We start from the raw sequence: 16975 nt of genomic DNA, 5'->3' as shown, positions 1-16975 counted from the left end.
ATCAGGACGTGGTGATAGGGTCAATATCTATCATTACATTCATATCACGGTGTACTCCCTGGTCACGGAGGAATTGATTTACCGCCTTTAAATCATCGGTTTTTATCAGCATGGAAAATCTGTGAACTCCCTTAAAAACAGGAATCATTGCAGGAGCCGGACCGATAATCTGATGATGCTTGGTATAACCGAATTTATTTAAGAAATTATCCTTTATATTCTGAGCCTGCTGACGGGCCTCTTCCGGCTTTTCGTTATGTACTATCAGCTTAACAATACGACAAAATGGCGGATAGAAGAGACTTTCCCTCAGCTTCATTTCTTCCTCATAAAAGGATTGATAATCCTGCTTTATACCACTTTGTACTGCATTATGCTCCGGTGAATAGCTCTGAACTATAACCTTGCCGGGAATATCTCCACGGCCTGCCCGGCCAGCGGTCTGGGTAATCAGCATAAACACCCTTTCTGCCGCACGAAAATCCGGCATATTAAGCGCCGAATCCGCACTGATAATACCCACTGCTGTAACATTTGGAATATCATGGCCCTTGGCCACCATCTGGGTTCCAAGAAGTATGTCAAATTCCTTATTGCGGAACCGCTCAATAATATTAGTATGACCAAACTTGCCAGTAGTGGTATCCCTATCCATACGAATAACTCTGGCCTGGGGAACCAATGTCCTCAGCTCCTGCTCCAGCTTTTCTGTACCAGAACCAAAATACTTAATATAACGGCTCTCGCATTTTGGACATACATCTGGCACAGGAACTGTAATGTCACAATGATGGCACATAAGCCGCTTATCCTTGTGATATACAAGAGGCATGGTACATTGAGGACACTTAATAACCTCTCCGCAGGAACGACACATCACAAAGGTAGCAAAGCCACGACGGTTCAACATAATGATCATCTGCTCTCCCTTGGAGATGGTGTCTTCAATAAGAAGTCGCAAAGGGTGACTTATAATATTTCGCCTTCCCTTTTTTAGCTCCTGTCGCATATCTACGCAGGCCACCTGTGGAAGTGGTTTATTGCCAATACGATTAGGCAGTTGAAGCATGGTACACTTGCCAATCTGGGCCCTATGATATGTTTCCAATGAAGGAGTGGCACTTCCCAAAAGCAGCGGTGCCCCGTAAATCTCAGCCAGCTTTTCTGCCACTACTCTGGCATGATAGCGTGGAGATTCATCCTGCTTATAGGAATTATCCTGCTCCTCATCCATAATAATCAGTCCGATATCATCAGCTGGAGTAAATAGGGCGGAACGGGCACCAATAATAATACCCGCCTCACCACGACGCACCCGTAAAATGGCATCATTTCGCTCGCTAATAGAAAGACGACTATGAATAACGATTATATCTTCCTCAAAATAGCTCTTAAAGGCCTGTACTACCTGCCCAGTAAGAGCAATCTCCGGTACTAAAACCACAACTCTACGGCCCAAATCCCGTACCTTTTTGGCAGCCTCAATATAGACCTGAGTTTTGCCACTGCCAGTAACCCCATATAAAAGAAATTCTTTATATGTCTTGTCGTTTATGGCTTCTTCCATGGCATCAACAGCTTTATTTTGCTCAATAGTAAGTTCGATTTCTTTATGCTTTAAACCAGGAGCATCGTAGCTGTTGCGGTAAACACGACGCTTTTCCTTTCGAAGAACATCCGCTTCCACCAAAGCCTTTAACGTAGCAGCAGATACCCCCTGCGTCTTAAAAGCTTCACCAGAAAAGATGGCTTCCCCAATCCCTTGCTGATTCATAATTAACTGCAAAGCCTTTTTCTGAGCCGGCTTTCGTGAAAAATCTGAAAGTAACTCATCTGTCAGTAGCCTTGCTGTCACATAAACAGTTTCAAATGCAGCTTTGGCCTTATTATCAGCGTTATAAACTCGTTTGATGGCCTTGTATTGCAGCAGCTTTTCCAGAATATTATCCAGCTCCTCTGCTATTTCTTCGTTACCATCAGCCACCAGCTGGTCCTTTATGTCCTTTTTCTTGGCTACTCCAGATATTTTTACTGCATCATAAACTGCACGATAGGCCTGAACCTGCAAAAGTACATTGTTTTCTTCATTTGGTGCTGCTTCATACGCTACTTGTATATGGACACCACTTTTCCCAGGAATAAAAAGGCGCATCATTTCTCCCACCGAGCAAAGGTAAAAATCAGCCATCCAGCGGGCAGCCTCGATTATCTGGTGGGGAAACCAGGCCTCCTCATCCAGGGTCCCCTTTATTTCCTTTAGTTTAAAATCACCTTTAATGCTGCTTTCATCCACATTTTTTACGGACACAATAAAGCCCTCAATGGATCTGCCACCAAATGGCACAATAACCCTCCAGCCCTCTTTAAGAAAGCCAAGATGATCCGGCACAATGTAGCTATATGCCTGATATATGCTTTTTATAGGAATGTTAATATAAACATCAGCAAGTATCACAATATCAGTCCGTCCTGTATTTTAGTACTGTATTAAAAATGGATATAGATGAAAAAACGGGACCCTGTTGCTAGTCCCGTTTCAATTTATTAAGTGTTCTTATTCTTTAAAAATGAATGCTTTCTACCATTTTATCCGCAGCCTTCTCATAATCCTCGTCGTCGGCCTTGTAGGATATGGTAATGCACCAGTGCTCATCTCCCTTAAAGAAGGAAATGAATCTGGTCTTAATCTTAATGTCATTGCTGGTGCCATCCAAAACAGCTACCTTGGCTGGCTCCCCGGCAACAGTGGTGTTCTCAAGCTGACCGCCAGTTGACTTACGCTTGCTCTTATAGGTCTTTAAAAGGTCCTCGGAGAATTTATTAAGGTCAGGCTTAAATTCTGAAGCTGTAAATTCCTTGTATTTAGCCCGATCATAATGAACACTCATAACAGTTATCTCAAAATCACTATTATGGTCTGCACTGGTACAAATAGTAGTACCATTAGGAAAGGTTTTCGGTGCCATCGGATTTCTAAAGTCAAAGGGCAGGCTCATGGTAAGGGTACTTGCATGGCCATTAACACTGACATCATGAAGCTCTATATTTTTGGAACCACATCCAGCCACCAGAATACTGAGTGCCATAACAGACAATGCGACCACAAAAGTCATCAGCTTCTTAAAATTCATAACAGACATAAAGCTGATGCCCCCTTAATCTAAATCATACTGAAGCATGGACATAACCTTAATGCCATTATTTTCCAGCTTCTGACGACCGCCAAGGGTAGTCAGCTCCACGAAGAATACAGCAGCACCAACCTCGCCGCCAACCTTTTTAATCAACTGTGCCGCAGCTGTGGCGGTACCGCCAGTGGCAAGCAAATCGTCCACAATAAGTACCTTCTGACCAGGCTTAATGGCATCCTTATGCATTTCAATGGTATCACTGCCATATTCCAGATCATAGTCAACACTTACCACCTCAGCAGGCAGCTTGCCTGGCTTGCGAATTGGCACAAAACCGATATTTGTAGCTGCAGAAAGTGCCGCACCATAGATGAAGCCACGGGATTCAAGACCCACAATCATATCGATTTTCTCATCCTTGAGAATGTCCTTCATATAATCCAGGGTCAGACCAAAAGCCTTTGCATCCTTAAGAGTAGTAGTAATATCTACAAACTTGATGCCCTCCTTTGGGAAATTATCCACCAGACGAATATGGTCCTTCACATAGTTTATGTCATTTGCTGTTAAGCTCATCAGAAAAATACTCCTTATAGTTTAATAATTAAATTCACAAACCATTTAATTATAACGCAGTTGTTCAAATTTTTCTACAGTTATTCGAGATATAAGCAGTCCTTGCCCACCTCAATAGCTGTTTCCTTATCCTTAAGCAATTCAATCATCTTAAGAGCAAAGGCAATGGATGTACCAGGACCGCGGCTGGTGATAATATTACCGTCCACAACCACCTCATTGGTGCAGGTCTTACCGCCCTTCATGTGGTCCTCAAAGCCAGGATAGCAGGTGCAACGTTTTCCTTCTACCAGTCCGTTGTCACCCAGAATAGATGGAGATGCACAGATTGCAGCTACCCACTTGCCAGCCTCATTAAACTTTTTCAAAATAGCCACTACTTCCTTGCTGCCTCCGAGATTCAGCATACCATTCATGCCACCAGGCAATACAACAATGCTGTACTCATCAGCGTTTATATCAGCAAGAAGTGCATCTGCTTCAACAGGTATGTTATGTGCTCCCACAACTCTCTTGTCATTATGAATTGATGCAGCAGTTACATTAATGCCGCCACGACGGAGAAAATCAACCTGAGTAATGGCCTCTACTTCTTCAAAACCATTGGCAAATAAAACTAATGCTTTCATATTTGTATCGCTCCTTACGTTAAAATAAAACTACGTTACTTTAATTATACCATAAAGAACCGAGAACCTTGCAAATCAAATTAATAGGTATGTATAATTGTTTCTAGAGTGTTAAAATACATTAAAAAGATTACAGATTAGTTTATATTGGAGTGACAATATGAAAAAGAAATTATCCCTTATACTTTCCATGCTATCCATTATGTTTGGACTGTCCTCACCGGTGGATATGTCCCAAGCCGAAGCAAAGGTTCAAAACACCGTTCAGGGCACCATCCTTTTTGTGCCTCACGATAATCGCCCTACCTCCTGTGAGCAATCCACCGAGGCTTTGGAGCTGGCTGGCTACAATGTTATCATGCCACCAAAGGATATGCTTGGAGGCCTTAGAAATACAGCTGATACACATGAGCTTTGGGGCTGGGTTAATAAAAACATTTCCAAGGCTGATGTGGCTGTAATTTCCACGGACTCCCTTATTTATGGTGGACTGGTAGCCTCCCGCAACCATAACAATAGCGAGGAGGAGCTTCTTTATCGTACAAACAAATTCAAGCAGTTAAAAAAATCAAACAAAAAACTAAAGATATTTGCTTTTGGCTCCCTTATGCGTACCCCCAAAAATGGTGCTGCAGCCGGGGCTGAAGAGCCCGAATATTATCAGAAATATGGTGATAAGATTTTTAAGGTCTCTGCCCTTAATGACCAAAAGGAAACCAGAAAACTGACTGAATTGGAAAAGAAAGAACGCGAAGAACTAATGAATTCCATTCCAAGTGGAGTTTACAAGGACTACTTTGGAAGGCGAACAAAAAATATTAATGTTACCAAAAGCCTTATGAATTTAGCCCAAAATGGAATCTTAAATTTTCTGGTAATTGGCAAAGATGATAATGCTCCGTTCTGTGCCACCCACCAGGAGGCCCGGGAGCTAAATAATTTTGCAAAAAATCAGGGTCTTTCAAGGGACAAATTCATGGTAGCCACCGGTATTGATGAATTTGCCATGCTGCTGCTTGCCAGAGCTGCCAATACTATTGACCATAAGCAATATACTGTTAATGTCCAATACAATACAGGAGTAGGCAAGGATACCATACCAAAGTTCTCAGATGAGAAGCTCTTTAAATCCATTCGTGATGAGCTGACAATGGCAGGAGCAAAGGAAACTAACAAATCAAATGCTGATTTATTCCTGCTGGTAAACACTGATCCCAAGGGTCGCACCACTGATGGTTATCCCGATCCAAATGATCCTGACCCTATGTACAATGATGGCAAGCCACGAAGCGGTACCCAATATTTCCTTGATATGGTAAAGGATAATCTCGCTAAAAAACATAATGTTGCACTGGCAGATGTATGCTTTGCCAACGGAAGTGACAAAGCCCTTATGAACCAGCTTTCCGATAATAAGCTGCTGTTCAGGTTCCGCTCCTATTCCGGCTGGAATACACCAACCAACAGCACTGGCTTTGCTTTGGGACAGGGATTGGTAAATCTAAAAAACAGTCAGGAGGACTGCAACAGAATGCTGGTCAAGCGTTATCTTGATGATTGGGGCTATCAGGCCTATGCAAGAGAAAAGCTGATGCGAAGTCTTCCTAATCATAAATATTACTTTAATCTGGCAGAATACGAAAAATATGCTGAAAATCTGGTAACAAAGGAACTGAGTGAATTTGCCGCTTGGCACCTCAGCGAATATCCAAATGCCACTGATATAAAGGTTACCTTTCCGTGGCATATTACCTTTATAGGGGGTATTACCATAAATGAGAACATTCCTAAAAAAAAATTAATCTTTAATGGTCGCTGGAATATTGAAAATGATCAGGCCACCTGTGGCTACGGGGCTACCTACATTAAAGCCCGCTTTACCGGTACAAGTATTGCCGCAAAAATGGATGACAAAATTTGTTGGTGGCGATATGAGATAGATGGTAAGCCATATAACCGAATAAAATTTAGGAAAGAATTAACTACCCTAGCGGATAATTTGCCAAAGGGTGAGCATGAAATCAAGCTGGTCCGCTCCACAGAAGGTGAAGCAGGACTAAGCATCTTCAAAGGCTTTGTCCTTGATGAAGGAGCCGAGTTTTTGTCTGCGGATGAGCCAAAACGACTAAAGCTGGAATTTGTAGGTGATTCCATTACAGCAGGAGCCTTTAATGACGGTCCCCATGATGTGTTGAACTACCACGATACAGAGAACAACGATATGTCCTACGGCCCACAGCTTGCCAGAATGCTGGATGCAGATTACAGCGTTGTGGCTAAATCCGGGGAAGGCCTCGTGCATAACTACTCTGAGGAATGGCCATACAACCAGGTTCATACTGCTGATCGCTACCCTTGGACCTATTATTCATTTAACTGGAATACCACCCATTTAAACTGGGATTTTTCCAGTAACAAAACTGATGCTGTATTCATCTCTATTGGTGCAAATGATTTTTTATTTGATCCAAAGCCAACAGAAGAGGAATTTATTAAGGGGTATATTCACCTTGTAAATGTCGTTCGTAAAAACAATCCAACAGCAGCTATTATCTGTCTGGATCCTGTACCAACAGTTATTGGCCCTGATGCTGCAAGGTGGACTGAAATGGCCGTAACAAAGCTAAAAAATAATGGTGATAAAGCCCTGTACTATATTCCGCTCAACAAGAACACTCCCCTTCTTGATGATTTTGATTATGTAGGTGACGGTGTTCATCCTACCCAAGATGGTTCCAGAAAAATTGCGGAGTATCTAAAAAACAAGGTTGAAGCAATTCTAAAAAAATAAACTATTATGTCGAGGCAGTGTGTCAGAAAAAAACCATTTGTTTGATTCACTGCCTTACTTATGTTATTCTTTGACTAGATGTGTTGTATGTAATAATATTTGGGAGGTTATTATGGATAAATCAAAAGTATACTTTACCGATTTCCGCGTTCCTGTTGGCACCAGCATTTTAGCCAAGATGAAAAAGCTCTTTATCAAAGCCGGCATTCAGAATATTAACATGGAAAACCAGTTTGTTGCTATAAAAATGCATTTTGGCGAGCTTGGTAATATGGCTTTCCTTCGCCCTAACTATGCCAAGGCAGTTGCTGATTTGGTAAAGGAACAGGGCGGTATTCCGTTCCTTACTGACTGCAATACCCTTTACCCAGGCAGCAGAAAGCACGCCTTAGAGCACATGGACTGTGCTAACATAAACGGCTTTAATACTATTACCACCGGTTGTCAGATTATTATTGGCGACGGTCTTAAAGGTACAGATGATATTGAAGTTCCTGTTAAAAATGGTGAATACTGCAAGACTGCTAAGATTGGCCGTGCCATTATGGATGCTGACGTATTTATTTCCCTGGCTCATTTCAAGGGCCATGAAATGACAGGCTTTGGCGGTGCAGTCAAGAATATCGGTATGGGCTGTGGAAGTCGTGCTGGCAAGATGGAACAGCATTCCTCCGGCAAGGTGGAGGTTAATATGGAAAAGTGCCGTGGTTGTCAGGTTTGTGCCAAGCATTGCGGCTCCAATGCCATTACCTATGAAAACAAGAAGGCCATTATCGACAAGGATATTTGTAAGGGCTGTGGCCGTTGCATAGGTGCTTGTCCATTTGATGCCATCCATAATGACCAGTGGGATGCCGGAGATCTCCTTGACAAGAAGATGGCCGAATACGCTCAGGCTGTTGTTCAGGATAGACCTTGCTTCCATATCAATATGATTATGGACGTATCTCCAAACTGTGACTGTCACGGTGAAAATGATGCACCTATTTTGCCAAATATTGGTATTGCCTGCTCCTTCGACCCTGTAGCTCTTGACCAGGCCTGCGTAGATATTTGTCAGAAGGCTGAGCCTATCCGCAATTCCCAGTTAGGTGACAATATGGCTGACCCACACCACCACGACTACGGTGACCACTGGCTTAACAACAACCCTAATGTTCACTGGAAAGAAACTCTGGAGCATGGAGAAAAAATCGGCATGGGTACCAGAGAGTATGAATTAATCGTAATGAAATAAAGCTCCCAGCGAGGCACTAAACAAAAGAGAAGGCACTGGCTCAACATGGACCAGTGCCTTTTTGATTTCTTTCTATTTGACACCGACCGATTAATCGGTTATTATTAAAAACATGAGAAAACGTGATGATCAGAAAAAGAATTTAATATTGAAAACCACTACTACTCTCATGGCGAAACAAGGAATCAATGGTGTTTCCATGTCCATGATTGCCAAGGATTCGGGAATTCCTCAGGCAACAATTTATGTCTATTTCAGCAGCAAGGAGGAGCTGCTCAAGGAACTGTATAAATATGTTATACAGAAAAACTGCGATTATATCATGAAAGATCTTGATCTTACCGGTGATATAAAAGAATGCTTCCGAAGGTATTATTGGCGTGTAGTTGATTATTTCCGTCATTATCCATCAGAATTTCAGGTGTATGAACAATTCATGTCCTCCATGATGGGCAAATCACTGGTCCTGGATAATGTCACAGATTTGTTTCAGCCTATGTATGCCTTCGTGGAACGGGGTCAACGGGAAGGCATAATAAAGCAGGAGCTTCATCCAATTGTGGTGCTGAGCTATTTCTCTCTCCTGGCCGCCAATATTGAAAAGGGCAAGCTATTTTGGGGAAACAGGGCTGATGATCTGGTTTACCAAATAATTTTTGATACCAGTTGGGATGCTGTTACTATACATAAATAATTCTTTGAAGGGTGTTGTTAATTTAAGATGATGGGAAAGCGTTTATTTTTTATGGACAATCTGAAAATGTTCATTATTAATTTAATGATCGTTTTTCATTTGGGACTCTGCTATATGGCCTATGCACCTGAATGGTGGTATGTCGTGGATACAGAGCATTGTTCATTGTTCCTTACCGGCTTTGTTTGCTGGGTAGATGTTTTTATTATGCCTATAATGTTCTTTGTCAGCGGCTATTTTGGCATAATGACCTTAAATAAGCACGGCGATGGTAAATGGTGGTCCGGTCGCTTTAAGAGAATTATCGTTCCATGGATTGGTGGTACTTTATTATTTGCGGCTCCAGTATCCTATCTTACATTTTTTAGTCGTAATGCTCCTGTAAGCTTTTCTGAATTTTGCAGTAATTGGTTTTTCTTTGACCCTGTAAACGGTGGCTCCGGTGTTTTCTTTTCACATATTCAATACTGGTTTTTAGGTATCCTTACGGTCTTTTACCTTATATTGTTTATATTAACCAAGCTGGACAAGAGTATGCTTGAGCAGTGTGCCCCTTCAAATCCTGGAAAGGTTATGGCCTGGAGCTTATTTATTTTTGTATTCTGCAACGTTGTGGCCATGGATATTATTACAGGCTTTGACGATCTGTGGATTCACCTTAGCTATTTCCTTGTTTTGCAGCCATGCCGTGTTCTTCCTTATGTATGGGCCTTTTTCTTGGGAGTCTATGCCTGGAGACATCAATGGTTCACCGAGGATGGATACAAGCCCTCTGTTGCTAAATGGGTACCTTTATTTGCTGTGATGACCTTTGCATACCCTATGTGGATTCTTATGGGAAGATTTTTTGTTGCCAATGCACTTCAATTTGTCTTTATTAGAGGAATTTTGCAGGCAGCAATGTTTACATCATCCTTTTATGGCCTGCTGGCAATTTTCTGTCGTTTCTTCAACCGCACCAATAAATTCTGGAGCGAAATGGCAGCAAATTCCTATACTATGTACTACTGCCACATGCAGATAGTATTCCCGGTAGCTTATTTCCTGTTGCCACTGGATATTTCCTGGTTCCCTAAATGGATACTAAGCTCCATAATCGGTCTCATAATAGTTTACTGCGTCAGCAAGCTATTATTGTTCCTACCATGCTTTGCCGGCAGCAAAAAAGCAAAGATTTCTTAATTAAATAGCAAGCTAATGGGGAGTTTTTCTTGATTAAAAAAGGGAAAACTCCTCTTTTTGTAGAATAAGCAATTAAATTGTTTTTGAAAATAAAAAAAGCACCTGACAAATGTCAGCTGCAACTTCTATTTAGTGAAGAATATCTCTAAAATTAGAGAATAGACTTCACAAGGGCACGTACTTCACTCATAGCAAGCTCTGGTGCAAAGATGCAAGGAATAGCTGCTGCTACGGTAAATAACCCTACCATTGAAAATAACATATCGATGTTAGTCAATGTTCCCACTCCTTTCGTGGCGATATTCAGTTTTCAACAACTTGTGTGATAGTTTATAACAATTATTGATTAGTGTCAAGTATTATTTTAAAATTTATTTAGTTTTTTGGCGGTGATAGTATGGAAATGAGTTTTGTAACCCCCAATGACATGGTTTTATTAGGGAGATTGGCCTTATCCTGTATATTAGGTGGCCTCATCGGATACGAGCGTGAGTCCAAAAGCAAATCAGCAGGTCTGAGAACCAATATGCTGGTATGTATTGGCTCTTGTCTTATAATGATACTTTCTACTGAAATATATTCCACAGTTGAAGGAAAAACCAATGCAGATCCAGCCAGACTAGCAGCCCAGGTGGTTAGTGGAATAGGTTTTCTGGGTGCCGGTGCAATAATGAAGGAAGGGCTTAATGTCACCGGACTTACCACTGCAGCCTGCTTGTGGGTAGTAGCTGGGGTAGGTCTATCTGTAGGCGCAGGATATTATATTAGTGCCTTCTTTACTTCTGTATTAGTATTCCTGGTACTGGAAGTATTTGCCAAGCTGGATTCCTTCCACAAAATAGATAAAAAGCTAACCGCCAAGGTAATCATAAAAAATAATTCCACCGCTGTCCAAGAAGTGTATGATACCTTAAAGCTTCATAATATTAAGATATGCCAGATAAAAATGAAAAATGCGGAGCATGCCCAGGATGATTCACAGGTTGTGGTTGAAATGGAGCTTATAAATACCAAGAATATTCGGGAGGTAGAGGTAACCCATGCCCTATATGCTCTGGATGGTGTAGAAACTGTAGAGCTTACATAATACAAATAACCAAAAATAAAGGAGGCCGTTTTGGTCTCCTTCTCTTTTTCACAATTTATTCCTATTTTTAAATATGTGACATGGCAAACTGCACTTCTTCGTTTGAAAAGCCTTCTATGGAAAGGCGTTGATTTATTTTATTAGCTGTCCACCCCATTTGTAAATACTGTCTTGCCTTGCCAAGGGCCTGATTATTCCAGTCCGCATATACATTAGTCATAGCGTAAAAGGCCTCTTCTCTTGTAAAGCTCTCATTTGGTGATAAAAGCTGGGTGTAAATTCCCTTCTTGGCGTAATATCCCTGAGACAGATATTCCTTTGCCTTTTCCAAAGCGTTATTGTTCCAGTCAATAGCAGCATGCTCAGACGTATTGGTTGCTTTATCTCTTGGATATCCCATTGACAGAAGATATCTAAAAAAGCCTTTTTTAGATAGGTGTTTCTGAACTGCATATTCTTCCACTGACTGAACTTTTCCCTGAGGCTGTGTTGGCGTATTCACACTTGGTGGCTGAACCCCACCCTGGTTATTTTTAAACCTGGAAATGGCAAGCTGATTTAATTCCGAAAGTACCAAATCCGGATCTGCATTTGCAGTTACATGGGCAAATACATGAATATCACCATCTGCGTCAATACTGCGCTTAATTACTTTATTTTGAACCTTTAAAAAGCTGCTGCTGAAGGTGATAATTTCATCACGGGTCACCACTGAATTTTCCACTTTGGTATTGCTGGCCACAATAACTCCCAATTGTTCAGAAATATTCCGCAGTGCCTCCTTTACAGCATTATCCTCCCCCTGCTGCAATGTTTCGTTGTCACTAAGGGTATATTCTCCCACAGCAATATAGCTTTCCATTTTAGCTTCACTGTTCTGGGGAACAAAAGAAAGGATGGCTGCTGATAGCAACATATTACATATAATCTTTTTACACTTAAACATTTTTAGGCTCCTGTATAGGTCAAATCAAAATCTTCCATGGCTTAATCAGCCTTCTATGACATTATTGTATTAGTATTGAATTATGTATTGCAAGTTAGAATTGGATGAGAATCATATATGAATTGTAATTATCCTCAAAAAATGTTAAAATTTATCAGACGAAAAGAAGGATTTTAAAAATATTTGTCGAACGAATTTAATTGAGGATATATATACGAAAGGATGAGAAATCGTTATGTCTAATACAAAAACAGTAAGCTTTCTCTATGACGATGGGGCCATTGATCTGGAAGTTCCTGCAGAAAGTGCCGTATTGACATCCCGTGTGGATGAGCTAAAAAGCACCCGCTCCGGCAGGGAAATTGTTCACGAAGCTATGATGAATCCTATCGACAGCCCACTTCTTTCAGAGCTTGCTAAGGGTAAGCCTGATTGCTGCATTATCATTTCTGACCACACCCGTCCTGTTCCAAGCCAGGATATTTTACCAGAAATGATTGCTGAGCTGCGCAAGGGGAACCCGGATATAAAGATTAAGTTTTTGGTGGCTACTGGCTTCCACAGACCTACAAATGTGGAAGAATTGCGCAACAAATTGGGTAATGACTTGTATGATGAATTTAAAAATGATATCATAGTACATGATGCACATAACCCTGAATGCAACACCAAGGTTGGTGTACTTCCTTCAGGCCCTGACTGCATCATTGATAAGGTTGCAGCTGAATCCTCCCTGCTTATTGCTGAGGGATTTATTGAGGCCCACTTCTTCGCTGGTTTCTCCGGAGGCCGCAAGAGTGTATTACCTGGTATCTGCGATGCCGTTACTGTTATGGGCAATCATTGCGGTGAGTTTATTGCATCTCCTTATGCCCGCACCGGTATCCTTGAGGGTAATCCACTCCATATAGATATGGTGGCCGCTGCCCGTATGGCTAAGCTGGCCTTTATCTGTAACGTAATTATTGACGAGGACAAGAAAACCGTTGCTGCTTATGCAGGCAACTTCGAAACAGCACATCTGGAGGGTACAGAATTCCTCGCAAAATACTGTGCCGTAAAACCAGCTCCTGCTGATATTGTCATTACAACCAACGGTGGTTATCCACTGGACCAGAACGCATACCAGTGTCCAAAGGGTATGACTGCCGCTGAAGCCTCCATTAATGAAGGCGGTGTCATAATAATGCTGGCCACCTGTAAAGACGGTCACGGCGGTCAGTCTTATTATGACTCTATACACGATGCTGCCACTGCAGACGAATTCTTCCAGAAGTGCGTAAACACTCCTCAGAAGGAAACTCTGCCCGATCAGTGGTGTGCCCAGGTATGGTGCCGTATTTTAAGAAAACACACCGTACTCTTTGTGGCCGCTCCAGAGCAAAAACAGCTTATTGAGGACCTGAAGGCCCACTACTTCCCTACTTTGGAAGAGGCTTATGCTGAGGCTCGCCGCATTAAAGGCGAAAATGCTACTGTAACCTGTATTCCAAACGGAATATCCGTTATAGTTCGCGATTAATTATTGTCGTTCCCTAACATTACATACACATTTTTATCCAACCATGATTATCCAATGATAATCCAAGCAAAAACAGCTGCCATATACCCCCGGCAGCTGTTTTTGTTTACTTATTTATTATTTTTAATGATTATTGTTGTCATAAATTTTATCAAAATAAAATTTTACAAGCTTTTGTGCATATTTCAACACCGGCAAAACAATAGTATTATTTTCGAAATAATACATGTGACGGTTAAAACGTTTATTTACCAGATCATGCAAAAGCTCCAACTGAAACTCCTTTTCTCCCTCACTGGTAACAATATTCCAGAATACATATAGAGTAATATTAAGCTCTTTAATGAAGGTAACGTGATTCATTTCCCTGGATTCATCCTCATCCAGTCCCATACTCACTGCTATTCTAATGGCATCCTCAGTATCACTGGCAGTTGCAGATGGATGCAGATTAAACATCAAACAGTTATTATGGGCAATTGAATTTCTAAGGTTTTTAACCACATTAAGATATACTGTCTCAACATGCTTTTGCTGGTATTTATCAAAATACATGTCATAAAGATCAATAAACTGGGAAAAGGTCTGAACCTCTATAATATTCCAAACGGCAAAATTTCCCCTGTATTTTTCAATAAGACCCTTGGCATATTTGCTTTGATGGCGGGAAAGCTCCTTATCCAGGTATTTACGCTTTTCCATGTATTCATTGACAATATTATAGCCGTTTTCTTTTTTGTTTCTTGCAAGCGCATTAAGAAGCTGAATCTTGGCATAATGCTCCACATCCTGCACAATATTAAACATAACCCGCCGATAATATAAATCAAGCAGGGAAAGCTCCTTCAAATGTGCAAATTCCAAAGCAATATATCTGGTGCCCACACCAGGCTTTTTTATTTTCTCAAAATTCTCAGCATAATGCTTCAGACGAAAATAATAAGTATGTTTTGCCAGATATTCCAATGCCTCCGGCTCTTTTACAATATTAAAGCCGATATTTTTCGACTTCATTTGCTGTATCTGACCTTCAAGATTAAGCTTATTATTAGCCAAAAGGTTTACTCCCTCTTTCCATAAAGTTCTATGTACTTCTTTTCATTTCTTAAAACGCCCCTGACATACATTTCAGTTTCCCTGAAAGGAATGGCGGAAATATCACTAAAATCGTAATCCCAGCCATACTGCTCCATCCACTCCTCCACATTGCCATGACCTGCATTATAAGCTGCCAATGCCAATATCTTATTTCCATGAAAATCTCTCAATAATCGTGAAAGGTACCATGAACCATAATATATGTTAATTTCCGGAGTTTCCAGCCGCTCCTTGGAATAGTCGTTATCATGCATTTCAGAGGCTATCCACTCAGCCGTACTCGGCATAAGCTGCATCAATCCAATTGCCCCCGGTGTAGAAACAGCATTATCTTTAAAATTGCTTTCTGACTTTATTACAGCAGCAACCAAAAATTCATCCACATTATTTTCTTCACTACAAGCCTGGACAATCTGCTGATATTCATAAGGAAACATAAAGGTCCGCTGGACACTCTTCTGCTGCATTACAAAAAAAGCAACAAATGCCATAAGGAGGATAATTATACCTACAGCACAGCTCCAGGTTCTTCTCTGAAATTCCTTTTTCCTGAGTAGATATTCACGGCGACGTTTTAAGCGTTCGTCTTCCCTGTCCATTACTCACCCTCTATCCTTAAATGTTCCAGTTTTTCATCCAACTGACGGCGAAGTCTCTTCCTGTCAGCATTATTATTTATAATTACATCACTTAATTTTTTCTTTTCTTCAAGACTCATTTGGGAATCAATACGCCGGACAGCCTCATCATGATTAAAATCATTGCGGGACATAAGCCTTCTGAGCTGTGTATCACGGCTGACATAAACCAGCCATTTCTCATCTACCAGCTTGTCGTATGACGCCTCGAATAATAGGGGCACATCTAGAAAAATTACCTTTTCCCCTTCATCACCGGCAGCCTTCACCTGAGACATCATCTCATCCTTTATTAAAGGATGAACAAGACTATTTATAGCATCCAGCTCCTTTTTATCACGAAAAACTATATCCGCCACAGCTTGGCGGTTCAAGGATCTGTCTGGATTAATAACCTTACTGCCATAGCGGGCAAAATAAACCTGCCATATTGAGCAATCAGGCTCCGCCAGCTCCCAGGCAATTTTATCGCAATCCACTACAGTATAACCTTGCTGGCGAAGATACTTTGTAACGGTACTCTTACCGCTGGCTATGCCACCTGTTAAACCGATAATCTTCATATTTTAAGCGTTCCTTAAAAATTAAATTTATCCCAAAATTTATTTCAGCTTTTGGCACTTTGGACAATAAACTGTTCCCCTGCCGCCAACCTTTATTTTCTCCATTATAGTACCACATTTTCGGCATGGCTGACCACCACGACCATAAGCATAGAGATTATTCTGATGACTTCCCTTCCCGCCAACGCCGTCACGATAATCACGGAAGGTGGTACCACCGTCATTTATTCCGTCCTCTATAACCTTATTAATACAAGCATGGAGCTTTTTTGCTTCAGCACCAGTTACGGAATCCGGAGTTCTAAGAGGATTTATTCCAGCCAAAAACAGGCACTCATCCACATATATATTCCCAAGTCCGGCAATATAGTTCTGCTTTAACAAAAATGATTTAATTTTCCCCTTTTTCCCGGACAAAACATTTTTAAGGTATTCTATTGTAAAATCATCACTAAGAGGCTCCGGCCCCAGCTCTGCAAGTCCATTAATCATAGACAGCTCATCTTCCCGCATAGCATAAATAGTACCCAGAGTACGGGTATCGGCGAATACGAAACGGGCACCATCATCCAAGTGGAAGATTATACGGGAATGCTTTCTGTCAGAATCATTTGGACCACAATAGCAGGCCTGTCCACTCATTCTGAGATGAATTACAAGGAAAATATCGTTATCAAGCACTAAAATAAGATATTTTCCCCTTCGCTGAAGCTCCCTTATCCTCTGTCCCTTAATACGGGATACAAATTCCTCAGGGGAAGGGTGCTTAATCTGACGGGACAGCAAAAGCTCTACATCATCAATTCTTCTACCTTTAATATGTGGCTCCAATGAACGTTTTATTGTTTCCAGCTCCGGCATTTCAGGCATACTAATCCCCC

Annotated in this window: 16 protein-coding genes; 6 read left to right on the top strand and 10 right to left on the bottom strand. The window is 41.3% G+C overall.

Annotation, left to right across the window (positions count from 1 at the left end; genetic code table 11):
* Window position 1 precedes the first annotated feature (1 nt).
* The 4 genes from priA to T355_RS0107155 all read right to left on the bottom strand — a co-directional run bounded on the left by priA (window position 2) and on the right by T355_RS0107155 (window position 4336).
* Window positions 2–2455 (bottom strand): replication restart helicase PriA, encoded by a 2454-nt coding sequence (gene priA, locus T355_RS0107170; RefSeq protein ID WP_027397167.1) that lies wholly within the window; start codon window positions 2453–2455, stop codon window positions 2–4.
* Between the two features lie 106 nt (window positions 2456–2561).
* The gene (locus T355_RS0107165; protein WP_027397166.1) at window positions 2562–3140 is read right to left on the bottom strand and encodes a hypothetical protein; all 579 of its coding nucleotides are present in this window, start codon (window positions 3138–3140) and stop codon (window positions 2562–2564) included.
* 15 nt (window positions 3141–3155) lie between these two features.
* Window positions 3156–3707: an adenine phosphoribosyltransferase gene (gene apt, locus T355_RS0107160; protein ID WP_037329983.1), complete on the bottom strand. Its 552-nt coding sequence runs from the start codon at window positions 3705–3707 to the stop codon at window positions 3156–3158.
* A gap of 80 nt (window positions 3708–3787) precedes the next feature.
* On the bottom strand, window positions 3788–4336 hold the full coding sequence (locus tag T355_RS0107155) for a DJ-1 family glyoxalase III (RefSeq protein ID WP_027397164.1): 549 nt from the start codon (window positions 4334–4336) through the stop codon (window positions 3788–3790).
* Window positions 4337–4496: 160 nt separating this feature from the next.
* On the opposite strand from T355_RS0107155, the gene T355_RS14745 reads away from it, so the two are divergent.
* The 4 genes from T355_RS14745 to T355_RS0107135 all read left to right on the top strand — a co-directional run bounded on the left by T355_RS14745 (window position 4497) and on the right by T355_RS0107135 (window position 10240).
* Window positions 4497–7127, top strand: coding sequence for a DUF4127 family protein (locus T355_RS14745; protein ID WP_051555447.1), 2631 nt, complete (start codon window positions 4497–4499; stop codon window positions 7125–7127).
* A 112-nt stretch (window positions 7128–7239) separates the two neighbouring features.
* Complete coding sequence (locus tag T355_RS0107145; protein ID WP_027397163.1) at window positions 7240–8364, top strand: DUF362 domain-containing protein; 1125 nt, start codon at window positions 7240–7242, stop codon at window positions 8362–8364.
* A 112-nt stretch (window positions 8365–8476) separates the two neighbouring features.
* Window positions 8477–9058: a TetR/AcrR family transcriptional regulator gene (locus T355_RS0107140; protein WP_071997182.1), complete on the top strand. Its 582-nt coding sequence runs from the start codon at window positions 8477–8479 to the stop codon at window positions 9056–9058.
* Between the two features lie 27 nt (window positions 9059–9085).
* A complete protein-coding gene (locus tag T355_RS0107135) occupies window positions 9086–10240 on the top strand; it encodes an acyltransferase family protein (RefSeq protein ID WP_027397161.1) in 1155 nt (384 codons plus the stop codon).
* Window positions 10241–10391: 151 nt separating this feature from the next.
* On the opposite strand, the gene T355_RS15545 is transcribed toward T355_RS0107135, so the two are convergent.
* Entirely contained in the window at window positions 10392–10517 is a 126-nt protein-coding gene (locus T355_RS15545; RefSeq protein ID WP_269318788.1) for a hypothetical protein, read from the bottom strand.
* A gap of 120 nt (window positions 10518–10637) precedes the next feature.
* Here T355_RS15545 and T355_RS0107125 point away from each other — a divergent pair, with 120 nt between their 5' ends.
* Window positions 10638–11327, top strand: a complete 690-nt coding sequence (locus T355_RS0107125) for an MgtC/SapB family protein (protein ID WP_419670097.1) — start codon at window positions 10638–10640, stop codon at window positions 11325–11327.
* A 67-nt stretch (window positions 11328–11394) separates the two neighbouring features.
* Here T355_RS0107125 and T355_RS14740 read toward each other — a convergent pair whose 3' ends face one another.
* Window positions 11395–12273, bottom strand: a complete 879-nt coding sequence (locus tag T355_RS14740; protein ID WP_051555446.1) for an Ltp family lipoprotein — start codon at window positions 12271–12273, stop codon at window positions 11395–11397.
* Window positions 12274–12508: 235 nt separating this feature from the next.
* Here T355_RS14740 and larA point away from each other — a divergent pair, with 235 nt between their 5' ends.
* Entirely contained in the window at window positions 12509–13795 is a 1287-nt protein-coding gene (gene larA / locus T355_RS0107115) for a nickel-dependent lactate racemase (protein WP_037329982.1), read from the top strand.
* A gap of 123 nt (window positions 13796–13918) precedes the next feature.
* Here the strand turns inward: larA and T355_RS0107110 are convergent, their stop codons facing one another.
* The 4 genes from T355_RS0107110 to mutM are packed head-to-tail and all read right to left on the bottom strand — an operon-like array spanning window position 13919 to window position 16964.
* Window positions 13919–14851: an Abi family protein gene (locus tag T355_RS0107110; RefSeq protein ID WP_027397158.1), complete on the bottom strand. Its 933-nt coding sequence runs from the start codon at window positions 14849–14851 to the stop codon at window positions 13919–13921.
* 5 nt (window positions 14852–14856) lie between these two features.
* Window positions 14857–15492, bottom strand: coding sequence for a lytic transglycosylase domain-containing protein (locus T355_RS0107105; RefSeq protein WP_051555445.1), 636 nt, complete (start codon window positions 15490–15492; stop codon window positions 14857–14859).
* On the bottom strand, window positions 15492–16094 hold the full coding sequence (gene coaE, locus T355_RS0107100; RefSeq protein WP_027397156.1) for a dephospho-CoA kinase: 603 nt from the start codon (window positions 16092–16094) through the stop codon (window positions 15492–15494). The genes T355_RS0107105 and coaE overlap by 1 nt, the downstream gene beginning before the upstream one ends.
* Window positions 16095–16133: 39 nt before the next feature.
* Window positions 16134–16964, bottom strand: a complete 831-nt coding sequence (gene mutM, locus T355_RS0107095) for a bifunctional DNA-formamidopyrimidine glycosylase/DNA-(apurinic or apyrimidinic site) lyase (protein ID WP_027397155.1) — start codon at window positions 16962–16964, stop codon at window positions 16134–16136.
* Between the last annotated feature and the right edge of the window lie 11 nt (window positions 16965–16975).

The sequence above is a fragment of the Anaerovibrio lipolyticus LB2005 genome, assembly GCF_000621545.1.
GTDB classification, from domain to species: Bacteria; Bacillota; Negativicutes; order Selenomonadales; family Selenomonadaceae; genus Anaerovibrio; species Anaerovibrio lipolyticus_A.
The sequence above is the reverse complement of the archived record's forward strand: the minus strand, read 5'-3'. Positions and strand labels throughout refer to the sequence as shown.

What these genes read in the sequence shown, in the direction of transcription:
- T355_RS0107165 (WP_027397166.1), bottom strand. Translation starts at nt 3,140, where the DNA reads ATGTCTGTTATGAATTTTAAGAAGCTGATGACTTTTGTGGTCGCATTG.
- apt (WP_037329983.1), bottom strand. Translation starts at nt 3,707, where the DNA reads ATGAGCTTAACAGCAAATGACATAAACTATGTGAAGGACCATATTCGT.
- T355_RS0107155 (WP_027397164.1), bottom strand. Translation starts at nt 4,336, where the DNA reads ATGAAAGCATTAGTTTTATTTGCCAATGGTTTTGAAGAAGTAGAGGCC.
- T355_RS14745 (WP_051555447.1), top strand. Translation starts at nt 4,497, where the DNA reads ATGAAAAAGAAATTATCCCTTATACTTTCCATGCTATCCATTATGTTT.
- T355_RS0107145 (WP_027397163.1), top strand. Translation starts at nt 7,240, where the DNA reads ATGGATAAATCAAAAGTATACTTTACCGATTTCCGCGTTCCTGTTGGC.
- T355_RS0107140 (WP_071997182.1), top strand. Translation starts at nt 8,477, where the DNA reads ATGAGAAAACGTGATGATCAGAAAAAGAATTTAATATTGAAAACCACT.
- T355_RS0107135 (WP_027397161.1), top strand. Translation starts at nt 9,086, where the DNA reads ATGATGGGAAAGCGTTTATTTTTTATGGACAATCTGAAAATGTTCATT.
- T355_RS0107125 (WP_419670097.1), top strand. Translation starts at nt 10,638, where the DNA reads ATGGAAATGAGTTTTGTAACCCCCAATGACATGGTTTTATTAGGGAGA.
- T355_RS14740 (WP_051555446.1), bottom strand. Translation starts at nt 12,273, where the DNA reads ATGTTTAAGTGTAAAAAGATTATATGTAATATGTTGCTATCAGCAGCC.
- larA (WP_037329982.1), top strand. Translation starts at nt 12,509, where the DNA reads ATGTCTAATACAAAAACAGTAAGCTTTCTCTATGACGATGGGGCCATT.
- T355_RS0107105 (WP_051555445.1), bottom strand. Translation starts at nt 15,492, where the DNA reads ATGGACAGGGAAGACGAACGCTTAAAACGTCGCCGTGAATATCTACTC.
- coaE (WP_027397156.1), bottom strand. Translation starts at nt 16,094, where the DNA reads ATGAAGATTATCGGTTTAACAGGTGGCATAGCCAGCGGTAAGAGTACC.
- mutM (WP_027397155.1), bottom strand. Translation starts at nt 16,964, where the DNA reads ATGCCTGAAATGCCGGAGCTGGAAACAATAAAACGTTCATTGGAGCCA.